The organism is Staphylococcus sp. HMSC063A07 (genome assembly GCF_001836955.1).
Lineage (GTDB): Bacteria > Bacillota > Bacilli > Staphylococcales > Staphylococcaceae > Staphylococcus > Staphylococcus lugdunensis.
Map to the genome: position 1 here is coordinate 48704 of NZ_KV830902.1, position 21637 is coordinate 70340.

General features: G+C 32.4%; 24 protein-coding genes and 1 riboswitch. Of the genes, 20 read left to right on the forward strand and 4 right to left on the reverse strand.

Features of this window, described 5'->3' with window-relative positions; all coding sequences use genetic code 11:
* Positions 1 to 111: 111 nt before the first annotated feature.
* Positions 112 to 564: a YwpF-like family protein gene (locus HMPREF2597_RS00800; protein ID WP_002478966.1), complete on the reverse strand. Its 453-nt coding sequence runs from the start codon at positions 562 to 564 to the stop codon at positions 112 to 114.
* Between the two features lie 188 nt (positions 565 to 752).
* Between HMPREF2597_RS00800 and HMPREF2597_RS00805 the strand changes: the two genes are divergently transcribed.
* From HMPREF2597_RS00805 to yidC, 7 genes are all read left to right on the forward strand, one after another.
* Positions 753 to 1154 carry a single-stranded DNA-binding protein gene (locus tag HMPREF2597_RS00805; RefSeq protein WP_002461219.1) on the forward strand — a complete coding sequence of 134 codons (402 nt, stop codon included), beginning with the start codon at positions 753 to 755 and terminating at the stop codon, positions 1152 to 1154.
* Positions 1155 to 1632: 478 nt separating this feature from the next.
* Entirely contained in the window at positions 1633 to 2340 is a 708-nt protein-coding gene (locus HMPREF2597_RS00810; protein ID WP_002478967.1) for a transglycosylase family protein, read from the forward strand.
* 222 nt (positions 2341 to 2562) lie between these two features.
* Positions 2563 to 2666, forward strand: a riboswitch (TPP riboswitch).
* 86 nt (positions 2667 to 2752) lie between these two features.
* Positions 2753 to 3430, forward strand: a complete 678-nt coding sequence (gene tenA / locus HMPREF2597_RS00815) for a thiaminase II (RefSeq protein ID WP_002461217.1) — start codon at positions 2753 to 2755, stop codon at positions 3428 to 3430.
* 4 nt (positions 3431 to 3434) lie between these two features.
* Positions 3435 to 4256, forward strand: coding sequence for a bifunctional hydroxymethylpyrimidine kinase/phosphomethylpyrimidine kinase (thiD, locus tag HMPREF2597_RS00820; RefSeq protein WP_002478968.1), 822 nt, complete (start codon positions 3435 to 3437; stop codon positions 4254 to 4256).
* A complete protein-coding gene (gene thiM, locus HMPREF2597_RS00825) occupies positions 4249 to 5037 on the forward strand; it encodes a hydroxyethylthiazole kinase (protein ID WP_002478969.1) in 789 nt (262 codons plus the stop codon). The genes thiD and thiM overlap by 8 nt, the downstream gene beginning before the upstream one ends.
* Positions 5038 to 5039: 2 nt before the next feature.
* Complete coding sequence (thiE, locus tag HMPREF2597_RS00830; protein WP_002478970.1) at positions 5040 to 5678, forward strand: thiamine phosphate synthase; 639 nt, start codon at positions 5040 to 5042, stop codon at positions 5676 to 5678.
* Between the two features lie 89 nt (positions 5679 to 5767).
* Entirely contained in the window at positions 5768 to 6643 is an 876-nt protein-coding gene (gene yidC, locus HMPREF2597_RS00835; protein WP_002461212.1) for a membrane protein insertase YidC, read from the forward strand.
* Between the two features lie 382 nt (positions 6644 to 7025).
* Here yidC and HMPREF2597_RS00840 read toward each other — a convergent pair whose 3' ends face one another.
* Positions 7026 to 7667 (reverse strand): HD domain-containing protein, encoded by a 642-nt coding sequence (locus tag HMPREF2597_RS00840; RefSeq protein ID WP_002478971.1) that lies wholly within the window; start codon positions 7665 to 7667, stop codon positions 7026 to 7028.
* 121 nt (positions 7668 to 7788) lie between these two features.
* Positions 7789 to 9273: a cardiolipin synthase gene (gene cls / locus HMPREF2597_RS00845; protein WP_002478972.1), complete on the reverse strand. Its 1485-nt coding sequence runs from the start codon at positions 9271 to 9273 to the stop codon at positions 7789 to 7791.
* Between the two features lie 165 nt (positions 9274 to 9438).
* Between cls and csoR the strand changes: the two genes are divergently transcribed.
* The 3 genes from csoR to HMPREF2597_RS12680 all read left to right on the forward strand — a co-directional run bounded on the left by csoR (position 9439) and on the right by HMPREF2597_RS12680 (position 10185).
* Entirely contained in the window at positions 9439 to 9732 is a 294-nt protein-coding gene (csoR, locus tag HMPREF2597_RS00850; RefSeq protein ID WP_002492098.1) for a copper-sensing transcriptional repressor CsoR, read from the forward strand.
* Positions 9733 to 9744: 12 nt separating this feature from the next.
* On the forward strand, positions 9745 to 9957 hold the full coding sequence (locus HMPREF2597_RS00855) for a putative copper chaperone CsoZ (protein ID WP_002478973.1): 213 nt from the start codon (positions 9745 to 9747) through the stop codon (positions 9955 to 9957).
* Positions 9958 to 10047: 90 nt separating this feature from the next.
* Positions 10048 to 10185 (forward strand): Lmo0850 family protein, encoded by a 138-nt coding sequence (locus tag HMPREF2597_RS12680; RefSeq protein ID WP_012990785.1) that lies wholly within the window; start codon positions 10048 to 10050, stop codon positions 10183 to 10185.
* A 414-nt stretch (positions 10186 to 10599) separates the two neighbouring features.
* On the opposite strand, the gene HMPREF2597_RS00860 is transcribed toward HMPREF2597_RS12680, so the two are convergent.
* On the reverse strand, positions 10600 to 11790 hold the full coding sequence (locus HMPREF2597_RS00860) for an FtsW/RodA/SpoVE family cell cycle protein (protein WP_002461205.1): 1191 nt from the start codon (positions 11788 to 11790) through the stop codon (positions 10600 to 10602).
* A 355-nt stretch (positions 11791 to 12145) separates the two neighbouring features.
* Between HMPREF2597_RS00860 and HMPREF2597_RS00865 the strand changes: the two genes are divergently transcribed.
* The 10 genes from HMPREF2597_RS00865 to HMPREF2597_RS00910 all read left to right on the forward strand — a co-directional run bounded on the left by HMPREF2597_RS00865 (position 12146) and on the right by HMPREF2597_RS00910 (position 21358).
* Entirely contained in the window at positions 12146 to 13216 is a 1071-nt protein-coding gene (locus HMPREF2597_RS00865; RefSeq protein WP_002461204.1) for a D-alanine--D-alanine ligase, read from the forward strand.
* A 17-nt stretch (positions 13217 to 13233) separates the two neighbouring features.
* Positions 13234 to 14592, forward strand: a complete 1359-nt coding sequence (gene murF / locus HMPREF2597_RS00870) for a UDP-N-acetylmuramoyl-tripeptide--D-alanyl-D-alanine ligase (protein WP_002478974.1) — start codon at positions 13234 to 13236, stop codon at positions 14590 to 14592.
* Between the two features lie 234 nt (positions 14593 to 14826).
* A complete protein-coding gene (locus tag HMPREF2597_RS00875; RefSeq protein WP_002461201.1) occupies positions 14827 to 16341 on the forward strand; it encodes a degradosome RNA helicase CshA in 1515 nt (504 codons plus the stop codon).
* Between the two features lie 324 nt (positions 16342 to 16665).
* Positions 16666 to 17148 carry a PH domain-containing protein gene (locus HMPREF2597_RS00880; protein WP_002478975.1) on the forward strand — a complete coding sequence of 161 codons (483 nt, stop codon included), beginning with the start codon at positions 16666 to 16668 and terminating at the stop codon, positions 17146 to 17148.
* A complete protein-coding gene (locus HMPREF2597_RS00885; protein ID WP_002461198.1) occupies positions 17141 to 18655 on the forward strand; it encodes a PH domain-containing protein in 1515 nt (504 codons plus the stop codon). Before HMPREF2597_RS00880 ends, HMPREF2597_RS00885 begins: the two co-directional genes overlap by 8 nt.
* Positions 18642 to 19154 (forward strand): PH domain-containing protein, encoded by a 513-nt coding sequence (locus tag HMPREF2597_RS00890; protein ID WP_002478976.1) that lies wholly within the window; start codon positions 18642 to 18644, stop codon positions 19152 to 19154. The genes HMPREF2597_RS00885 and HMPREF2597_RS00890 overlap by 14 nt, the downstream gene beginning before the upstream one ends.
* A gap of 11 nt (positions 19155 to 19165) precedes the next feature.
* On the forward strand, positions 19166 to 19558 hold the full coding sequence (gene acpS / locus HMPREF2597_RS00895) for a holo-ACP synthase (protein ID WP_002461196.1): 393 nt from the start codon (positions 19166 to 19168) through the stop codon (positions 19556 to 19558).
* Positions 19559 to 19605: 47 nt separating this feature from the next.
* Positions 19606 to 20754 carry an alanine racemase gene (gene alr, locus HMPREF2597_RS00900; protein ID WP_012990786.1) on the forward strand — a complete coding sequence of 383 codons (1149 nt, stop codon included), beginning with the start codon at positions 19606 to 19608 and terminating at the stop codon, positions 20752 to 20754.
* Positions 20755 to 20840: 86 nt separating this feature from the next.
* Positions 20841 to 21011 (forward strand): type II toxin-antitoxin system antitoxin MazE, encoded by a 171-nt coding sequence (mazE, locus tag HMPREF2597_RS00905; protein ID WP_002461193.1) that lies wholly within the window; start codon positions 20841 to 20843, stop codon positions 21009 to 21011.
* Positions 21008 to 21358: a type II toxin-antitoxin system PemK/MazF family toxin gene (locus tag HMPREF2597_RS00910; protein ID WP_002461192.1), complete on the forward strand. Its 351-nt coding sequence runs from the start codon at positions 21008 to 21010 to the stop codon at positions 21356 to 21358. Before mazE ends, HMPREF2597_RS00910 begins: the two co-directional genes overlap by 4 nt.
* Positions 21359 to 21637 lie beyond the last annotated feature (279 nt).

A 21637-nucleotide genomic window follows, 5' to 3' on the forward strand; every position in this document is an offset into this window, starting at 1 on the left:
TGCTTGGTGAATTTCTTTTCGAAATTCTCTCTGTCGGGGTCTCCTCAGCTTGTCTATTTACTCTAGTGTCTCGTCGAAGTTTATATATGTGAATTTATATTAAAATGTCTTTTATAATGTATTATCACGTTCAAATTTTTCATCTTTTAGTTTAGGTTTAGATTGCATCATACGTTTGAATGTTGTTTTTAATTCTTCTCCTGATAAACCATCATCTATTAATTGTTCTAATAAACTTTCTGCATAAACTTGTCTCAAAGTGTATATGTGACACTCTAATACAATTGACATTTTTGTTTCAAAGTTAACAATATGCTTAATTGTAGCATCAAATAATGCTGGATCATTAGCCGGTCTTGTGATAACTACACGAATGTCTAATAAAGTTTGTTCTTCTTGATATTGCTTCATCTGTTCATAATGATCATTTGAAATAACGATTTCTAGCAACCATCCAGTACCGCTATTTTCTTTATTAATGATTACACCATCTTCTAATTCATACTCAGTGATACCGCCGTTTTGATTTACTATTTGAAAGCGCACAGCTTTAAATGTCTTCATATCCCATCATCCCTTTTGCTCTCAATTTTATAAAAAATAATATTTTTAAGTTGTACGTGTTCTAAAATACATTATTTTCTTTAAATATAACAAATTTTAGCGGTAAAACGTAAGTAAAATTAAAATTATACCGTTTTGACTTTAGCATTAGAAATACATAAACTATAACTAATCAAAGGAGGTGACACATGTTAAATAAAATCGTAATCGTTGGACGATTAACTAAAGATGCCCAAATATACGAGAAAGAGGAGGTTAAAATTGCTACATTTTGTGTGGCTACGGAAAGAAATTATAAAGATGATAACAACGAGCAAATCGTAGATTATATTCTATGTAAAGCATATGGTAGGACTGCTACCAACATTGAAAAGTATACCAGTCAGGGATCATTGGTTGGTATTACAGGTCAAATGCGCTCAAGAAAGTATACTAAAGACCAACAAACACATTTTGTTACAGAATTATACGTAGAAACTATTAAATTCATGTCCTCTAAAGGCAAAACACACGAAATCCTCGAAGAACATCCAACTACTAATATTCAACCTTTTTCAGTTGATGAAATGAAACTCTTAAATATCGAATAATTGCTTTTTCAATATTAAAACTCAAATTTTATCCATAAATTATATCCGACTAGTTATTCATACTCCCAATAATCTTCTTTAATATAAATCCTTTCAATTATGCTTAACAGTGATGGGAAATATGGTGAATTGTGCTAAATTTTGCTATATTTTCCTAGCTGTTTATTGAAGAAGTATTAAATAATATACATATATTACAATCATATTCTATATGAGAATATCTGTTAAACTCACACAATAATCTGACAAATTTCAAAATATTACACAGGCAATTGGAATTTATAGATTTTTTAGTCCTGCATCAAAGTATTTTTTACGTATTTGGTATGTATAATTATTTCTTTGTTTTTGTAATGTCTTTGTAAATTTTTACCAGTTATTTTTATTTCACTGTAACCTGCTTATTTTTTATGGATGTTACATTATGAATTGTAAATTTAAATATAAAATGAACTCAAATTTAGGAGGATATATAATTATGAAAAAAACAATTATTGCATCATCTCTAGCAGTAGGCTTAGGTTTAGTAGCAGGAAATGCAGGTCATGATGCAGATGCGAGTGAATTAAATGTCAATACTAAAGCTGAGTTAGCACAATTAGCACAATCAAATGATCAATCATTAAATGAAAAGCCTGTACAATCAGGAGCGTATGATTTTACATTCAATTATGAAGGGACTACTTATCACTTTGCTTCTGATGGTACTTATTTTGAATGGCAATACTATCCATCAAATGGTGCAGCTGATGATACAACAATGAATTCACAAGCTCAACAAGGAACAATGTCATCATCTCAAGGTGCTGCAACTCAACAATCAACATCAGCTCAGCCAGCTCAAACTGAGCAAGCACCTCAAAGCGAATCAACACAACAACCACAAACACAAGCAACATCTCATAGTCAGTCAAGTTCAGCAAGCCAAGCTTCAAGTCATTCATCAGTTAATGTTAACAGTCACTTGAAAGCAATAGCACAACGTGAATCTGGTGGAGATATTCATGCAGTTAATCCATCATCTGGTGCAGCAGGTAAATATCAATTTATGCAGTCAACATGGGATCATGTAGCGCCATCTGAATATAAAGGTGTGTCACCAGCTAATGCTCCAGAACATGTTCAAGATGCTGCAGCACAAAAATTATATGATACAGAAGGTGCAGGCCACTGGACAACAGCTTAGGGCCCAACCTAAATTAAATTCTGAACTCACTTCATAATCATGAGGTGGGTTCTATTTATATAAAAAGATATATCAGCTATTATTTTGACTGTCTTCAATAATTGAATTTTGTATTTGGAGTTAACACATTTAAAAATGAATATGATGATATGTATCTAGAGGTATGACATGGTTGCTTTACATTTGATTAATGAGTTTGGCTTTGATATGTTAAATGTAATAGGAAACTACTAGGGGAGCCTTTATTGGCTGAGATGACGAAATTAGTCAGACCCTTATAACCTGATTTGGTTAGAACCAACGTAGGAAAGTAGCAACAATAATCTGCCATTATATTGTTTGGGATGAACTACATTTCTACGTTGAAATGTAGTTTTTATTTTTTAAAGACTTATACTGGGAGGCAATACAAGTGAAATTTTCAGATGAAATTAAACAAGCATCACAACCAATTATTGATGAAATTTATCAAGATGGTTTCATACAAGACTTATTAAAGGGAACAATTTCTAAAGAAGCAATCAGACAGTATTTAAGAGCTGACGCATCCTATTTAAAAGAATTTATGAATATATACGCATTACTTATTCCTAAAGTTACTGATATTGAAAGTATTAAATTTCTTGTTGAACAAATTGAGTTTTTAACTGAAGGGGAAGTTGAAGCACATGAAATATTGGCGGATTATATAAACGAGCCGTATGAAGAAATTATTAAAGAAAAGGTTTGGCCGCCAAGTGGAGATCATTATATTAAACATATGTATTATCATGCTTATACGCATGAAAATGCGGCCTATGCAATTGCAGCTATGGCACCTTGTCCATATGTTTATGAAGTGATTGCATTAAGAGCAATAGAAGACCCTGAATTAAACAAAGCTACAAATTTATCTAAATGGTTTGAATTTTATAGCACAGAAATGAGAGAACTTATAAATGTTTTTGATCAGCTGTTAGATCAATTAACAGAAAACAGCTCAGACGTAGAAAAACAACAAATTAAAGAAAGCTTTTTACAAAGTACGATTCATGAGAGACATTTCTTTAATATGGCATATACGAATGAACAATGGAACTTTGGAGGTTAAAAGCATGAATAAACCGAAAATTGCGCTTACAATTGCAGGTACTGATCCCTCAGGTGGTGCTGGCGTTATGGCAGATTTAAAATCATTTCATTCTTGTGGTGTTTATGGTATGGCTGCCATTACAAGCATCGTTGCTCAAAATACGAAAGGTGTTCAACACATTCATAATCTGGAAACATCATGGGTTAAAGAACAATTGGATAGCGTATTTGATGATGAGTTACCTCAAGCAATTAAAACAGGCATGATTGCAACTAAAGACACGATGGAACTAGTACGTGACTACCTTACAAAATATGCAGACATTCCATATGTCATCGATCCAGTGATGTTAGCTAAAAGTGGCGATTCACTTATGGATGATGATACTAAAAAACATTTACAGTCAACATTGTTACCCTTAGCTGATGTTGTTACACCGAATATTCCGGAAGCTGAAGAAATTACAGGTATTAAAATTGATAGTGAAGCGAATATTTATAAGGCAGGTAATATATTCATCAATGATATTGGTAGTAAAGGTGTTGTAATTAAAGGTGGTCATTCCGAAGACCCAAATATTGCTAAAGATTATTTGTTTACAAAAGATGATGTTTATACATTTGAAAATCAACGTTTTAATACTCCGCATACGCATGGTACGGGCTGTACATTTTCTGCTGTTATCGCTGCAGAATTAGCTAAAGGTCGCTCAATTTATGAAGCTGTGAAAAAGGCAAAGAAATTCATATCGTTAAGCATTGAATATACACCTGAAATAGGTCAAGGTAGAGGGCCAGTAAACCATTTTGCATACTTAAAGAAAGTAGGACTAGATGATGAATAATTTAGAAAAATTACGTGAAGATAATCCTTTAATTGTTTGTTATACGAATGATGTTGTGAAAAATTTCACTGCTAATGGATTGTTAAGTATGGGCGCAAGTCCGGCAATGAGTGAAGCACCTGAAGAAGCAGAAGCGTTTTATAAAGTTGCTCAAGCATTGTTAATCAATATTGGTACACTCACAAAAGCGAATGAAGAGGATATTATTAAGATTGGGAAAATTGCCAATAAACAAGGAACGCCAATTGTTTTTGATCCAGTAGCTGTAGGGGCATCAACATATCGCAAAACCTTTTGTGAACGTTTTTTAGCTGAAGTAGAAGTTTCTGTTATTAAGGGAAATGCTTCTGAAGTATTGACGCTTGTTGATATGAATACAACAATGAAAGGTACAGATGGAGCAAGCAATCTTGACACCATAGCAATTGCTAAAAAAGCATACCAAAAATATCAAACTGCCATTGTGATAACCGGAAAAGACGATATTATTGTTCAAGATAATCAAATCGTTCAATTATCTAATGGCTCACCATTATTAGCCAAAGTGACTGGCGCAGGATGTTTATTAGGAGGCATTATTGCCAGCTTTTTATTCGGCAACATACACCCATCATTACAACAGCTTGAAGAGGCAATAAGTTTCTATAATATCGCCGCTGAACTTGCTGAACAAAGTCCACATTGTCAGGGACCAGGAAGTTTTCAAACAGAATTATTAGATCATATGTACCAAATGACCTATGAATTATATCAACAAAATGTTAGAAGATTAGAGGTATAGAAATGTTTAAAAGTACAGATTTAAAAGTATATTTTATATGCGGCACACAAGATATACCTGAAGGGAAAAGTTTAGAACAGGTAGTAACACAAGCTTTAGAGTCTGGAGTTACAATGTTTCAATTTAGAGAAAAAGGATCAAAAGTATCTCAAGACAAAAAGATAGAACAACTGGCATTAAAATTAAAGGAACTTTGCCATAACTATCAGGTGCCATTTATTGTTAACGACAATGTTGCACTTGCTTTAAAAGTACAAGCTGATGGTATACATGTAGGTCAAGATGACGCCAAAGTTGAAGACTTTTTTGAACAATTCCATGATAAAATTATTGGTTTAAGCGTGAGCAATCTAGATGAGCTGAAACGTTCTGACTTAACACATGTCGACTATATTGGGGTTGGCCCTATATACCAGACACCATCAAAGTCTGATGCTAGTACACCAGTAGGTCCTGAAATGATTCTAACGTTACGAAAAGAAATAGGTGACTTTCCAATCGTGGCTATTGGTGGTGTGACCGAAAATAATGCACAAGCAGTAGTTGATGCAGGTGCGGATGGAATTTCAGTTATATCAGCTATCGCTAGAAGTCAAAATATTGACAGCACTGTTAATAAATTCTTAAGTTATTATAATTAACAAAGAAATTTTTCCACATATTGTTTTCTACTGTAGTATTAGTATGATAAAATAACATCTATGTGAAATAACATAATAGAGGTGGAAAAATGAAGAAAAAAGCACTACTACCTTTGTTTCTAGGGATAATGGTCTTTTTAGCAGGGTGTGACTACTCTAAGCAAGGAAATCGCACAGGTTTCTTCTATAATACATTCGTAGATCCAATGGAAAAGATACTACATTGGTTAGGTTCAGGCATTTTTAATAATGATTATGGTTTAGCTATCATTGTATTAGTTTTAGTTATTCGGATTGTTTTATTACCGTTCATGTTATCAAACTATAAAAATAGTCATATGATGCGTGAAAAAATGAAAGTGGCCAAACCTGAAGTAAGTGAAGTACAAGAAAAAGTTAAACGTGCAAGAACTCAAGAAGAAAAAATGGCAGCTAATCAAGAAATGATGCAGGTTTATAAAAAATATGATATCAATCCAATGGCAAGTATGTTAGGCTGTTTACCAGTTTTAATTCAAATGCCAATCGTCATGGGATTATATTTTGTACTTAGATATCAAATTGGCGGTGGAATTACACACCACCCACATTTTTTATGGTTTAATTTAGTTAAACCAGATATTTGGATTACAGCTATTGCCGGGGTACTATATTTTATTCAATCTTACATTTCAACGAAAACGATGCCAGATGAGCAACGTCAAATGGCATATATGATGATGATTGTGTCACCTATCATGATTATATGGATTTCATATCAATCAGCCGCAGCACTTGGCTTATACTGGTCAGTCAGCGCCGCTTTCTTGATTGTTCAAACATACTTCGCTAACATGTATTATTCAAAACGTGCTAAAGAAGAAGTAGCACCAATGATTAAACAATATGAAAAAGAAAAAAATCAAGGAACAAAAAAAGGTAAAAACACACAAGTAGTCTCAAAAAATAATAAAAAGAAAAAATAAGAATTCATAGAAAAAGAAGTCAGTAAATGAGTTTTGTAAATTCATTTACTGGCTTCTTTATTTACAAAAATACGTATTATCGGTGTGTTTACTTAGGGGGCTAGGACATTAAGTTCTTAAACAATGTAAAAAGACAATTTCTATTAAAATTATTTGATAGAAATTGTCTTTTCCCTTATGTATTAGATAATGTACAGCTCGTTATCATTTTTGGATGATATGATGTTGCACCACGATGATGATTGAACTCATTATCTGGGATTGTTTATACATATCGAGAAATATTATTTGTAGGAATAAGAATTGAAGTTTCCATTGGTAGTGTATAGTGTAAGTTGTCTATTCTGCTCAAATCCAAAATACGTTTATCTCGACTGCATTATTATTGATACCAATCATCAAAAAATTGGTTGATGAACTGTTTCATGAAATCATGGCGTTGTATGGCAATATTACGTGCTGTTTCAGTATGCATTAAATCCTTTAATTTTAGCAATTTATCGTAAAAATGACGTATCGCTGATGGTTCAAAGGTTGTTATTTCATCTGCTGAAGGTATTGATGAAGTTGGTAACTCTGTCCACATCGGTTCATTAAAGTGCCCGGCGAATTGGAATGCTCTAGCGATACCTATAGCACCAATTGCATCAAGTCTGTCAGCATCTCTAACAATTTGTCCTTCTAAAGAAAGGGAAATTTGATTATTTTCTCCGTTGCGATAGCTTAAATGTTTAATAATAAAAATAATTTCATTAATTGTTAATGTATCAAGATTAATAGAGTATAAAAATTTTTCTAGTTTTATTGTTGCAGCATCACTAGTCGTTAGTTTACTATCAACTGTATCATGCAATAGACTAGCTATTTCAACAATATCTATACGTTGACATTGCTCTGCTTTAGCGATTTTTAATGCTAAGGAAGTTACTCTTTCAACATGTGCAATATCATGGCCGCTATAATCATGAGCATGAAAATCCAACATATATTGTCTACATAAATCAAGTTGCGCTTTTAAATTCATTATATACTCCTTCAAATCTCTTCAGATATAATTAAATATATTAGCTCATATAGTACTGATTAAAGCTAAATGTAAGCTACATTCAACAGGCAAGCTTATCATTAAAATGATGTGACTTGTGTCATAATATTGGGGATAATAATTGAGAAATACCCTCTTTAAATTTAATGATTAAGCCACGTTGATTATAAAGTTCTTGTGTCAATTTATAAGAAACTTTCATATCTTCTATAAAGGCTGTTTTCAATTGATGTGCAACATCCACATCGTAAATAAAGGCATTTACTTCAAAGTTAAGTGTGAAGCTTCGATGATCCATATTTGTTGTTCCAACACTAGCAATTTCATCATCGATAACAACAGTTTTGGAATGTAAGAAACCATTGTCATACTGATAAATGTTTACGCCAGCTTCTAATAGAGAGGCGACATTTTTTAATGTAGCCCAATAAACGAATGGATGATCTGGCATACTTGGTATCATTATATTAACTTCAACACCCCCCAGTGCTGCGATTTTAATAGAGTCTAAAAAGGCTTGGTCAGGAATGAAATATGGTGATTGTATGTAGATTGATTTTTTCGCAGATGAAATCATTTTTAAATAACCATATTTAATTTGTTCCCAATCTTCATCTGGTCCACTAGAAGCAATTTGTACACCTTTTTGGCCTCCTGAATTTACATCTGGGAAATAACGATCACTGTACTCAATATTGTCACGCGCAGCTTGAGAATTCCAATCAAGTATAAACCTTAATTGTAAGGCGTTTACAGAATCTCCTTCTAAGCGTAGATGTGTATCTCTCCAGTAACCAAATTTTTTATATTTTCCAATATATTCATCGCCAACATTAAAACCACCAACATAACCAATTTTGCCATCTATAACGACAATTTTACGGTGGTTACGGTTATTCATACGCAAGTTAATCAATGGTAATTTAGAAGGGAAGAAGGCTTCAGCTTTGCCACCTTTGTTTCGAAAATGCTTTAAATCTTTCTTTCTAAGCCCACGTGAACCCATATCATCGTATAGCATTTTAATTTCTAATCCTTCATCCAACTTATGTTCGAGAGCTGTCAATATCTTATGACCCAAGTCATCACTTTTAAAAATGTAATATTGAATATGTATATAATCTTTCGCATGATTGATATCATCAATGAGCGAATCGAATTTTGTTTTGCCATCTGTAAATATTTTAATAGTGTTGTCAGTAGTTAGAAAGGCAGCATTATTATACAACAACATACGCACCATATCTTTATATTTAACAATTTGATGATTCCCTTTAGAAAAGTTGTCTGATTCTAAAGCTCTCATCTGTTCACCAACAATCATTTCAAGACCAATTTTATTGTTTTTATTTAATTTAAATATTTGTTCTCGTTGAATTTGTCGACCTAAAAGTAAATAGAGTATGAAACCTATAATAGGAAGAAATACAAGAACTAATAACCAAGCCCAAATTGATCCGGCGCTGCGTCTTTCCATAAAGATGATTGTAAAGGCAAAGATAAGGTTTAAAATAAAAGCACTAATTAAAAATATGTTTATTAGTAAATTAGAATGTGCCAAAGTTAATGAAAAGAATTCAACCATATAGAACCTCCTAGCCTAACATTTTATGTTTGTCACAATATTAAATGAATAATACAATTGTATCATGTAGTTGATAAATATCATATTGTAATTGTTAAAAGTGGTTGAATTTGCTCATTGTAATATACAATAATTAGTAAGTAATTGAGTAAAGGGGTGTTTACCTTGAACGAACAAGATCATGCACATCATTCTAAAATTGTAAAAGCAAATTTAAAATCTAGATTAAATCGTATAGAAGGACAAGTGCGGGCAATTAATCGCATGGTTGAAGATGATGTTTATTGTGATGATGTGTTAACACAAATAAGAGCAACACGCTCAGCATTAACGAGTGTAGCAACAAAACTATTAGAGCATCATATGAAAAGTTGTATCATGGATAAAATAAACGATGGGCAGGAAGTTGAAGCGATGGAGGAATTGCTAGTTACATTTCAAAAAATGCTAAAAGACTAGGAGGAGAAAATTGTGGAAAAGCGATTAATTTATATTACAAATGTGACTAGTGAAGACGACTTGGAAAACTTACGAACAAGGTTATTAGAGATGATTGGTGTTAATGAAGTAGTGATCAATTTTGATGAACGTGCAGTTAATGTTACTTTTGAAACACCAACTAATTTAAATGCACTTGAAAAAGAAATATATGATGCTGGCTATCATGCTATAGATGATTTATAAAATAATTTCAAATAAATTTTCAATTCATGTAGTAAACGACAGCTAATTAGGGTAGTATGTATGTGAAAGGCCATATAACGAGGTGAAATTATGAAACAAGTCGATAAAATTCAAAACATGGTTAAATACTTAACATCGCTAGGTGTAAATATTAAGAAAACAAAATCTCGTTTAGACATAATGAATAATTTGCCAGCCTCAGCAACAGTCACTCATAAACTAAAGTAACATGTCACTTTTATTCAAAGGTTCGAGTGCGTCTTTAAGTCGATTTACATTGCTATAAAAAAGGAATATTGGATATTATTCCTAGAAAAACAAGCCAGAAAATGAGTTTATACGCTCATTTTCTGGCTTTGAATTTATGATTGTTATTCTGATTTTCACTCAAATGTGAACTCGTGGAATAAACTAAGACAAAAGTAAACATGGTTTCTTCATGTTGATAATTAATGTAAGAAAATTAATAGAGAAGAGCTAAGCTATGAACTAAATATTGGCAGTAGCTGACTGGATTGAAAATAAGCTTATAGCAAGCTTTTTTCAATTTTAGTTAACTTTACTGGGGGGACGGGACTACAAATTCATAATAAATTCTGTCCCGCTCCTTTCTTTACTTTGTAATTTAAATCTGAAACCTCTCTATTTAAGCTTTATTGAAGACTTTGATACGTCATGGTAGTAAATGGATAGAATAACACCGATACCAGCCATTAAACTCCAAAGAGAGCTGCCACCATAGCTAATAAAGGGTAGAGGAATACCAGTAATAGGTAATAGCTGTATTGTCATACCAATATTTTGAAGAATATGAAATACAATCAAAGAGATATAACCTACGATGAAAATTTTACTAAAAGGAGCTTCTACTCTAATTGCTAAACGAATTAAATGAAAAATTAAAAGTAAAAAAACAAATAGTAAAATTACTGCGCCTATAAAGCCCATTTCTTCACCTATGACTGAAAAAATAAAATCCGTGTGATTTTCAGGAATATAAACTTCACCATGATTATAGCCTTTACCAAATAGCTGTCCTGAGCCAATAGCTTTTAACGATTCTGTTAAGTGGTAGCCATCTCCACCACTATATGAATAGGGGTCTAACCAGGAATTAATACGACCCATTTGATACATCTTAACACCTAAAGACTTTTCAATTACAGAAGGTGCGTATAAAATGGCTAAAATAATGCTACTTCCAAACACAATGACAGAAATAAACAAAGGTGCTAACAATCTCCATGTAATACCACTAACCAACATTACTCCAGCTATAACAGCACATATAACAAGTGTCGTACCTAAATCATTTTGTAATAAAATGAGTGCCATAGGAATAATTGATACACCTATTATTTTGAAAAATAAAACTAAATCGGATTGTAGTGACTTATTGAATGTAAAACGATTATGTCGTTCTACAATTTTCGCTAATGCTAAAATTAATACAATCTTCATAAATTCTGATGGTTGAATACTTACTGGTCCAAAACTATACCAACTCGATGCCCCGTTAATCACAGGTGTAATAGGCGTTTCGGGTAAAATTAGTAAACCGATAAGCAATACACAAAAAATAAAATATAATAAATATGTATTTTTTTTAATTTTTTTAGGTGAAAAAAGCATGATAATAAGAGCGATGAAAGCACCTAAAATATAATAAATAACTTGTCTTATACTAAAATTGGCACTATATTGACCGCCACCCATTGCTGAACTAATGAGTGTGACACTAAAAATGGCTAGTATAGTTAAAATACCTATGAGCACCCAGTCTATTCGTTTGAGCCAATGTTTATTAGGCGTTTGACGGGATGAATATTTCATTTGTAACTCCTTAATTTCGTTAGTTTCTAAATTGATTATACAATGATTTTACTGTAGATTAAAACATTTGACTATAGAATATCTATGATAGCAGCTAGTTGCACAACAACGTGTTGTAAATCGTTTTAAAAATGTTACAAAATTTTCGGATAACCTTTATATCATCAAATGCATTCAACTCATGTTTTATGGTAATATTAAGTTTCAGAAAGTAATCTTTAGAGGATCGTTAAGTCGCATATTTTGTGTGAATACTGTATAAACAGTAATGAATTTAAAGGTATTCATTTTATACTTTGACCTGGTATAACGTATTGAATTGCCTAATGTTGAATCAATATTGGAGGAATACATAATGAAAAAAGAAAATATTTGTATTATTTATGGTGGTAAAAGTGCGGAGCACGACGTTTCAAAGCTAACAGCTCAAAATGTATTAAATGCTATTGATAAAGAAAAATATTTAGTGGACATTATTTATATAACAAATGATGGTTTATGGAAAAAGAAAGGTAACATAACAGCAACGATTGAATCTCCAGAAGAACTTACTTTAACAGATGTTGAGCCAGAAGATATTACTTTATTATTAAAACAAAGTAGTGCTGGTGAAGCATATGATGCAGTATTTCCACTATTACATGGACCTAATGGGGAAGACGGTACGATACAAGGTCTGTTTGAAGTATTGGATATTCCATATGTCGGAAATGGCGTGTTAGCTGCTTCTAGCTCAATGGATAAGCTTGTAATGAAACAATTGTTTGAGCATAGAGGGCTACCACAATTACCTTATATTAGTTTTTTACGCAGTGAATATGAAAAGTATCAAGGAAATATCATTAAATTGGTAAAAGACAAATTAGAGTATCCTGTTTTTGTTAAACCGGCGAATTTGGGATCAAGTGTAGGTATTAGTAAATGTAACGATGAACAAGAATTAAAAGCTGGCATTGCCGAAGCATTTCAATTTGATCGCAAATTAGTAATTGAACAAGGCATAAATGCCCGTGAAGTAGAAGTTGCAGTTTTAGGTAACGATTATCCAGAAACGACTTGGCCTGGAGAAGTAGTTAAAGATGTTGCATTTTATGATTACAAATCCAAATATAAAGATGGGAAAATTAGATTACAAATCCCAGCAGAGTTAGATCAAGAAGTGCAACTTACTTTGAGAAATATGGCACTAGAAGCTTTTAAAGCAACGGACTGTTCAGGTTTAGTACGTGCCGATTTCTTCGTAACTGAAGACAACCAAATTTTCATCAATGAAACGAATGCCATGCCTGGATTTACTGCATTTAGTATGTATCCAAGTTTATGGGAAAATATGGGCTTATCATATTCAGATTTAATTACAAAACTTATAGAATTAGCAAAAGAGCGTTACGAAGATAAAAAGAAAAATAAATATAGCATAGACTAAGAGCGAGGTAAGTCATTATGATAGAAGTAACTTTGCGACAAATTAAATCATGGATCGATTGTGATATAGATGACCAATTTTTAGATGTTAAAATCAAAGGCGTAACGATTGACTCACGTGCGGTTCAACCGCAAATGTTATTTATTCCTTTTAAAGGAGAGCATGTAGATGGGCATCGCTTTGTTAAACAAAGTATACAAGATGGTGCTGCAGCTGCATTTTATCAAACAGGTCAAGAAATTGATTCTTCATTAGAAGAGCAACCATTAATTTATGTTTCTGACACTTTGACTGCATTACAACAGCTTGCTAAAGCATATTTGAATTATGTTCAACCTAAAGTGATAGCTGTGACAGGGTCAAATGGCAAAACGACTACTAAAGATATGATAGAGAGCGTATTAAAAACACAGTTTAAAGTGAAAAAAACGCAAGGTAATTATAATAATGAAATTGGTATGCCCTTAACAATTTTAGAATTGGATTATGACACTGATATATCAATTTTAGAAATGGGTATGTCTGGATTTCATGAAATTGAATTATTGTCTAGTATTGCAGAGCCAGATATTGCCGTGATTACGAATATTGGTGAATCGCATATGCAAGATTTGGGTTCAAGAGCGGGTATTGCAAAAGCGAAATCTGAAATTGTTACTGGACTAAAAGATAACGGTATTTTTATTTATGACGGGGACGAGCCACTATTACAGCCACATGTAGCACAAGTAAAGCATGCGAAATTAATCAGTGTGGGCTTGGAACAACATAATACGTATGTTTGTACAATTGATTCCAATCAAAATGATGGTATTGCTTTTAATATTAATAATACAGAACATTATGAATTACCTATTTTAGGCGTTCATAATATGAGGAATGCTGCAATTGCCATTGCAGTTGGACATGAGTTAGGCTTATCATATGAGATGATTCAACACAATATTAAACATGTCCAATTAACTGGCATGCGCATGGAAAGGCATGTAACAGAACAGCAAATTACAGTGATTAATGATGCCTATAATGCAAGTCCAACAAGTATGAAAGCGTCTATAGATACGTTAAGTAATATGGAGGGACGAAAAATATTGATTTTGGCCGATTGTCTGGAGTTAGGTGACAACAGTCAACATATGCATGAAGAAATAGGTGAATATTTAAAAAATAAAAATATTGATGAGCTATATACTTTTGGTGAAGAAGCACAATATATTCATCGTTCTGGACAGCCCTATGTATCACATGCACAACATTTTGAGTCTAAAGAAGCAATTATAGAGCAATTGAAAAAAGAATTAGTTGCTGGCGACAAAGTGTTAGTGAAAGGCTCTAGAGGTAATAAATTAGAGGATATTGTTAACGCAATTATTTAATATAACGTAGTTCAAGACCTAATTGTATTGAAAAATATAATTAGGTCATTTTTTATAAAAAAAGCCTATCCAAGCGCTTTTAGCAATGTATGATTAAATTTTTTCTATCTGATTGCAGAAACCCTTTATTGCTATAAGATAATATAGGTGGTACTATTAAGAAGTTGACGAAACAAATACGAACGTATACGTAAATAGTACGACGAGAAATAAATAGATAAAAGGAGAATTATATTGCAAAATTTTAAAGACTTAGGGATTTCTGAAAAAACAGTTCAAACCCTAGAAAATATGGGGTTTAAAGAACCTACGCCAATTCAAAAAGACAGTATCCCTTATGCATTAGAAGGAAGAGACATCCTCGGACAAGCACAGACAGGTACAGGTAAAACTGGTGCTTTCGGTATTCCTCTAATAGAAAAAGTTGTAAATAAATCAGGAGTACAATCACTGATTTTAGCACCTACACGTGAACTAGCGATGCAAGTAGCAGAACAATTAAGAGAGTTTAGCCGTGGACAAAATGTTCAGGTTGTTACGGTATTTGGAGGTATGCCAATTGACCGTCAAATCAAGGCGCTTAAAAAAGGACCTCAAATTGTTGTAGGAACACCTGGACGAGTTATTGATCATTTAAATCGTAGAACATTGAAAACGAATGGCATTCACACATTGATATTAGATGAAGCTGATGAAATGATGAATATGGGCTTTATCGATGACATGAGATTCATTATGGATAAGATACCGGCAGAGCAAAGACAAACGATGCTATTCTCTGCTACAATGCCAAAAGCGATTCAAGCACTCGTGCAACAATTTATGAAAACACCTCAAATTGTTAAGACTATGAACAATGAAATGTCAGATCCTCAAATTGACGAGTATTATACAATTGTTAAAGAATTAGAAAAATTTGATACTTTTACTAATTTCTTAGACGTTCATCAACCAGAACTTGCCATTGTATTTGGTCGAACAAAGCGCCGTGTTGATGAATTAACAAGTGCTTTATTATCAAAAGGTTATAAAGCAGAAGGATTGCATGGAGACATAACACAAGCCAAACGTCTAGAAGTATTAAAAAAATTCAAAAATGATCAAATTGATATTTTAGTTGCTACAGATGTAGCAGCGCGTGGTTTAGATATTTCAGGGGTAAGTCACGTTTATAACTTTGATATCCCTCAAGATACAGAAAGTTATACACACCGCATTGGTCGTACTGGCCGTGCTGGTAAAGAAGGTATAGCTGTTACCTTTGTCAATCCAATTGAGATGGATTATATTCGTCAAATTGAAGAAGTTAATAGTAGAAGAATGACTGCTTTGAGACCACCGCATCGTAAAGAAGTTTTAAAAGCGCGTGAGGATGACATTAAAGAAAAAGTTCAAAACTGGATGTCAAAAGATAATGAACCAAGATTACAACGTATTTCAAGCGAATTGTTAAAAGAATACGATTCAACAGAATTAGTTGCGTCATTACTTCAAGAATTAGTTGAGGCAAATGATGAAGTAGAAGTTCAATTAACATTCGAAAAACCTTTAGCACGTAAAAATCGCCAAAGCAAGAACGGTGGAAACCACAGAAGAAGTAACAAAAAACGTGGTGGGAAATTTGAAACACGTAATAAACGTACAAAAGGTAATTATAATAAGAAAAAGTCAAATAATTTCGATCGTAAAGATAAATCAAGCAAGAATCGTACAACAAAAGGACGTACATTTGCTGACATGCAAAAATAATATAACTATTGTTGAATCTGGGACATAATCATCTCTTAAACTATGAACTAAATAATTGTAGTAGTTGATTGGATTGAAAATAAGCTTATACCAAGCTTTTTCAATCCTAGTCAACCTTGCCGGAGCGGGACTACGAATTCATTATGAATTCTGTCACGCTCCTTTTTTATATACAAATTTAATGCCTATTATTATTTAAAACCTTAGAGTGTTATATGTTATAACTATAAATCCATTTATGTGCCTCCATTGAAGTATTAAGTAGCCATCAATTACCACTACTTCTATGATATAATGAACGTAAATTTCAGGAAGGAGTTCTTTATGGATTATAGTGACAATGTTTTTAAGCAAAGTCCTAAGCAGGCATTAAAATATTACTGGATAAAGTATAGTCTTTACTTTGTAATTGAATTTATTGTTTTGAGTGTTTTGACTTATTTTTGGTACACAAATTATTGGTACCATTGGTTGATATATATTGCTGCTATCTATTTAGTACTCATGTTTATCACTTTGATTGCAAGCCCATATATCTTATACCATCATAGATACTATCGTCTTGATGGCAATAATATAGAAATTAAGAAGACATATATTTTAAAGAAACATAAAATGAGCAAGATCGAACGTGTGCAACAAATCGAAGTTAAATCAAATCCGTTGCTGTATAAATTGAAATTAAATAAGTTAGTAATACCAACTGCCGGTCATGAAATTAGTTTTCCTATTGTTTCGGAAGCTGAAGCATTGCGATTACAGGATAAAATCATACAAGGTTTGAGAGGTGTAGATACAGATGTCTAATCCTCAAAAATTACATATTATTTCCTATATTAACTGTATTTATAATGCAATAAAACAAAATATTATTTTATTTGCCATTGTCGTAGGTGTGAATATATGGCAATTTGATTTCTCAGAAATTCGTGATTATATTGGGTTAGGTATAGTGCTGATGTTCTTTATAATATCGTTAGTGTCACAAATTTTAGAAGTATATAGTACAAGATATTGGTTAGAAGATGATCACTTCATTGTCACACATGGGGTTTTTAACAAAAATAGAAAAGAATTAAATGTCCGAAAAATCCAGTCGTTTGAAACCACTCAAGGTGTTATCGATCAACTTGTTAATGGTGTCAAATTGCAAATAAAAACGCCAAGCGATGGCGTGGAATTAGAAACAATTACGAAATCACAAAGCCAAATGATTGAACAATCAATTCGAGATAAACAACTCGAATTACTGCAAAAAGGTGACTTACAACTTGAAAATAAGAAACATGATTTACAAGATACACAATCACTTGACAATGAACAAACAGATAATCAAAATATTATATTTAAAATGTCCTTTAAGACTTTATTATTAATGGCTTTAACAAGTGGAGCTGTTGGTGTGACATTTGCAGCACTCAGTCCAATATTTAATTCGGTAGAAGACTTTATACCATGGGATAGTTTGACTCACGGTATATTAAGTTGGGTGAATTCAGCATTTAAAATTGTATTTGTCATTACTGTTGCCCTTATTATCGTAAGTTACATTGTAGGAACGGCGATTATGATGATTCGGTACTATCATTACACAGTGACACAATCGCATAGTCAGTTAAAAGTATCTTATGGATTACTAAATGTAAAAAATATAACAGTACCAACTGATAGATTGCAGGCTGTCGTTGAAAAACAGTCGTTATTACGCAAATTATTTGGATATACATCTATACATTTTATTATTACGAGCGATTCAGATGTCACTTCAGAAGTAGATGTCAGTACAAAAGGTAGAGTTATGATTTTACCTTTTATTAAACAGCATGAGGCTTATCGCATATTAGCTGATTTAGTGCCAGAAATGGATTTTATCAAAATTGATAAAGGCATGCCTTTAAGAAGCTTTCATCGACATTTCTTCATCTTTTCAGTGATTATATTAATTTTAGCAAGTATTGGTACCTATTTTTGGAGTGTTTGGAGCTTTGGGATTGCAGCAGTATTAATTTTGATAAGAATATTACATGCTTGGGTCTACTTTAAATGTTCAGGAATGGCGCAAAATGACAGTGAAATTGCAGTAAGTGAACTGACATTTTTAACGTTAAATAGTTATTACTTTAAAAAAGATAAAATACTTGAAATTGAAACTGAACAACACCCATTTTTACAACGTGCTCGTCTCGCTACAATAAACTTTATTCTAGCCAAAGGTGCAATTTTCCAGGGTGTGACGTTGAAATTTGAAGATGAGCATAAAGTTGAAAATGTTACTTCGACATTTTTAAGAGGTGAATCAAATGACAACTTATAATCATATGAATCAAAATGGACCTAAAATCATGCGTATTGCAGCAACAATAACTTTACTAATTATAAGTATCATTTTGATTGCAGCAATATTAATAAATTATTTTTTATTACACTGGCTAACTTTAATGCAAATCAGTATTGGACTAGCGATATTTTTTAGTGTATATATTGTTATTTTTATTGTTGTGAATCCTTGGTTAAAATATAAAAATTTTCGCTATTCATTAGAAGCTGATGTAATTTACATTCGGACGGGTATTATATTTGTTTCAACACAAGCAATACCGCTATTTAGAATTCAAAACATCGATATTACTGAAGGCTTTTTAATGCAATTTTATGATTTAGCAACTGTAAAACTTTTTACTGCTGGTGGCTTTCCAAGTGTAGAATTAATTAATAAAGCAGAGGCACAGCGCCTAAAACAAATGATTCGACAACAAAAAGCTGAGCAATCTGATGAAGATAACATTGATAATGAAAATAATGACATAGAATGAGGGTTAAATAGATGATTTATGGAATAGGTATTGATTTAATTGAAATTGAACGTGTTCAACGATTAAATGATAAACAACCCAAATTAATTGAACGTATTTTATCTCCTGGAGAACAACAGCGCTATCATAGTTTTTCAAGCGAACGTAGAAAACTTGAATTTTTAGCTGGACGTTTCACAACAAAGGAAGCATTTAGTAAGGCTTTAGGTACTGGACTAGGTAAAACTGTTGCTTTTCATGATATCCATTGTTATAACGATGATTATGGAAAACCATGTATCGACTATCCAGGATTTAAAGTGCATGTAAGTATTACACATAGTGATCATTATGCTATGAGTCAAGTTTTATTAGAAAAAATGGATGAAGCGGCATATAATAAAAATAAGAAAAATGAGATATGATAATATCCATTTATAATATGTTACGGTCATTTCGAGGAGGACATAACATGTCAGATAAGTATTATAGAAACACCTATATCAACGTCGATTTAGCTGCAATTAATAACAATTACCGACAATTCACTCAGTTACATGATAATAAGACAGTGATACCAGTAATTAAAGCGAACGGCTATGGTTTAGGAAGTGTGCGAATTGCTCAATATTTAGTGGACCATGGCGCTTCTTTTTTTGCTGTAGCAACTTTAGATGAAGCGATAGAATTGCGCATGCATGGAATCAAAGCACAAATATTGATTTTAGGAGTTATACCTATAGAAGATATTAATAAAGCAATTCAACATAGAGTTGCAATAACGGTCCCTTCAAAATCATGGTTATCATCTGCTATTAAAGCTATCAATGATGATAATGAGAAAAGACTGTGGTTGCATATTAAACTTGATACAGGCATGGGACGCTTAGGTATTAAAAACCAAGCAGAATACCACCAAACCATTCATTTAATAGAACAGCACGAGCATCTTGTTTTTGAAGGTGTCTATACACATTTTGCATGTGCAGATGAACCAGGAGATTCTGCACAACAGCAATATCAATGTTTTAAAACATGGGTAACTTCAACGGATATGCCACGTTATGTTCACGCACAAAATTCTGCTGGTGCATTGATGATAGATGCAGATATTTGTAATGCTGTAAGGTTAGGTATTTCACTTTATGGTTACTATCCATCAGAGTATGTAAAGGAAGAGGCTGACATTGAACTTCAACCTAGTGCTGAGTTAATGACCCAAATTGTACAAACAAAAGAACTACAACCTGGTGAGTCAGTCAGCTATGGCAGTACTTATACAGCACAATCACCTATAAAAATAGGTATCATACCAATTGGCTATGCAGATGGTTATTTGAGAATAATGCAAGGGCATTTTGTAAATGTGAAAGGACAGCAATGTGAAGTGATTGGCCGTGTTTGTATGGATCAAACAATCATTAAAATTAATGATGATATTCTTGAAGGCGATGAAGTATGTGTTATAAGTAAACAACAAGATAGCATACAATCAGTAGATGCAATTGCAAAACAACAAAAAACAATCAATTATGAAGTGTTATGCAACCTTGGACGACGCTTGCCAAGAATTTACAAATTTGATAATAAAGAATATATTATTAATGATTTATTAAAATAGTGTAGTCACTCCATCTAAAATTTGTTATTATTAAACTAAATAAAGGTTTAATAATAACTTTTTTAGAATCACTGGAGGTTCTTCTTATGCTAACTTTTAATCAAAATCGTAGTCATAGTCTAGAACAGTCATTAAAAGAAGGGTATGCTCAGATGGCAGACCTTAATCTCTCCCTAGCAACAGAGGCTTTCCCAATTGAATGTGAAGCTTGTGATTGCAATGAAACTTATCTAACTTCCAATCATCAGAGTGAATGATTAGACGCGGCGATGTATATTTAGCTGATTTATCACCGGTACAAGGGTCTGAACAAGGGGGAGTAAGACCAGTTGTCATCATTCAAAATGACACCGGTAATAAATATAGTCCAACTGTAATTGTAGCTGCAATTACTGGAAGGATTAATAAAGCGAAAATACCCACTCATGTGGAAATAGGTAAAAAGAAATATAAGTTAGATAAAGATTCTGTTATTCTGCTAGAGCAAATACGAACATTAGATAAAAAAAGATTAAAAGAAAAACTTACTTATCTCTCTGAGGATAAAATGAAAGAAGTAGATCATGCCCTAGACATTAGTCTAGGTTTACATAACTATCATTAGATTTTTTGAATTAGATATATGTATTACTCAAAGTTTTATATATGTAATAGGTCATTGTTTTCGAAACTTTTAAATGCTCATGTAACATAGTTAACATACTTCTAATCAAACATACTCATACATTTTATACTTGAGCTGAAACAAATCTTAAGCGTTGTTTAATAGCTTGAAAAGTTAATGGTAAAGAATGTCTTGAGTTTAAACTTTAGGTATTCCCTAAAGTTTTTTTTGGCTTAAAATGACTACGTGTTAAGTAAAAATTAAAGAAATTAAATGTAG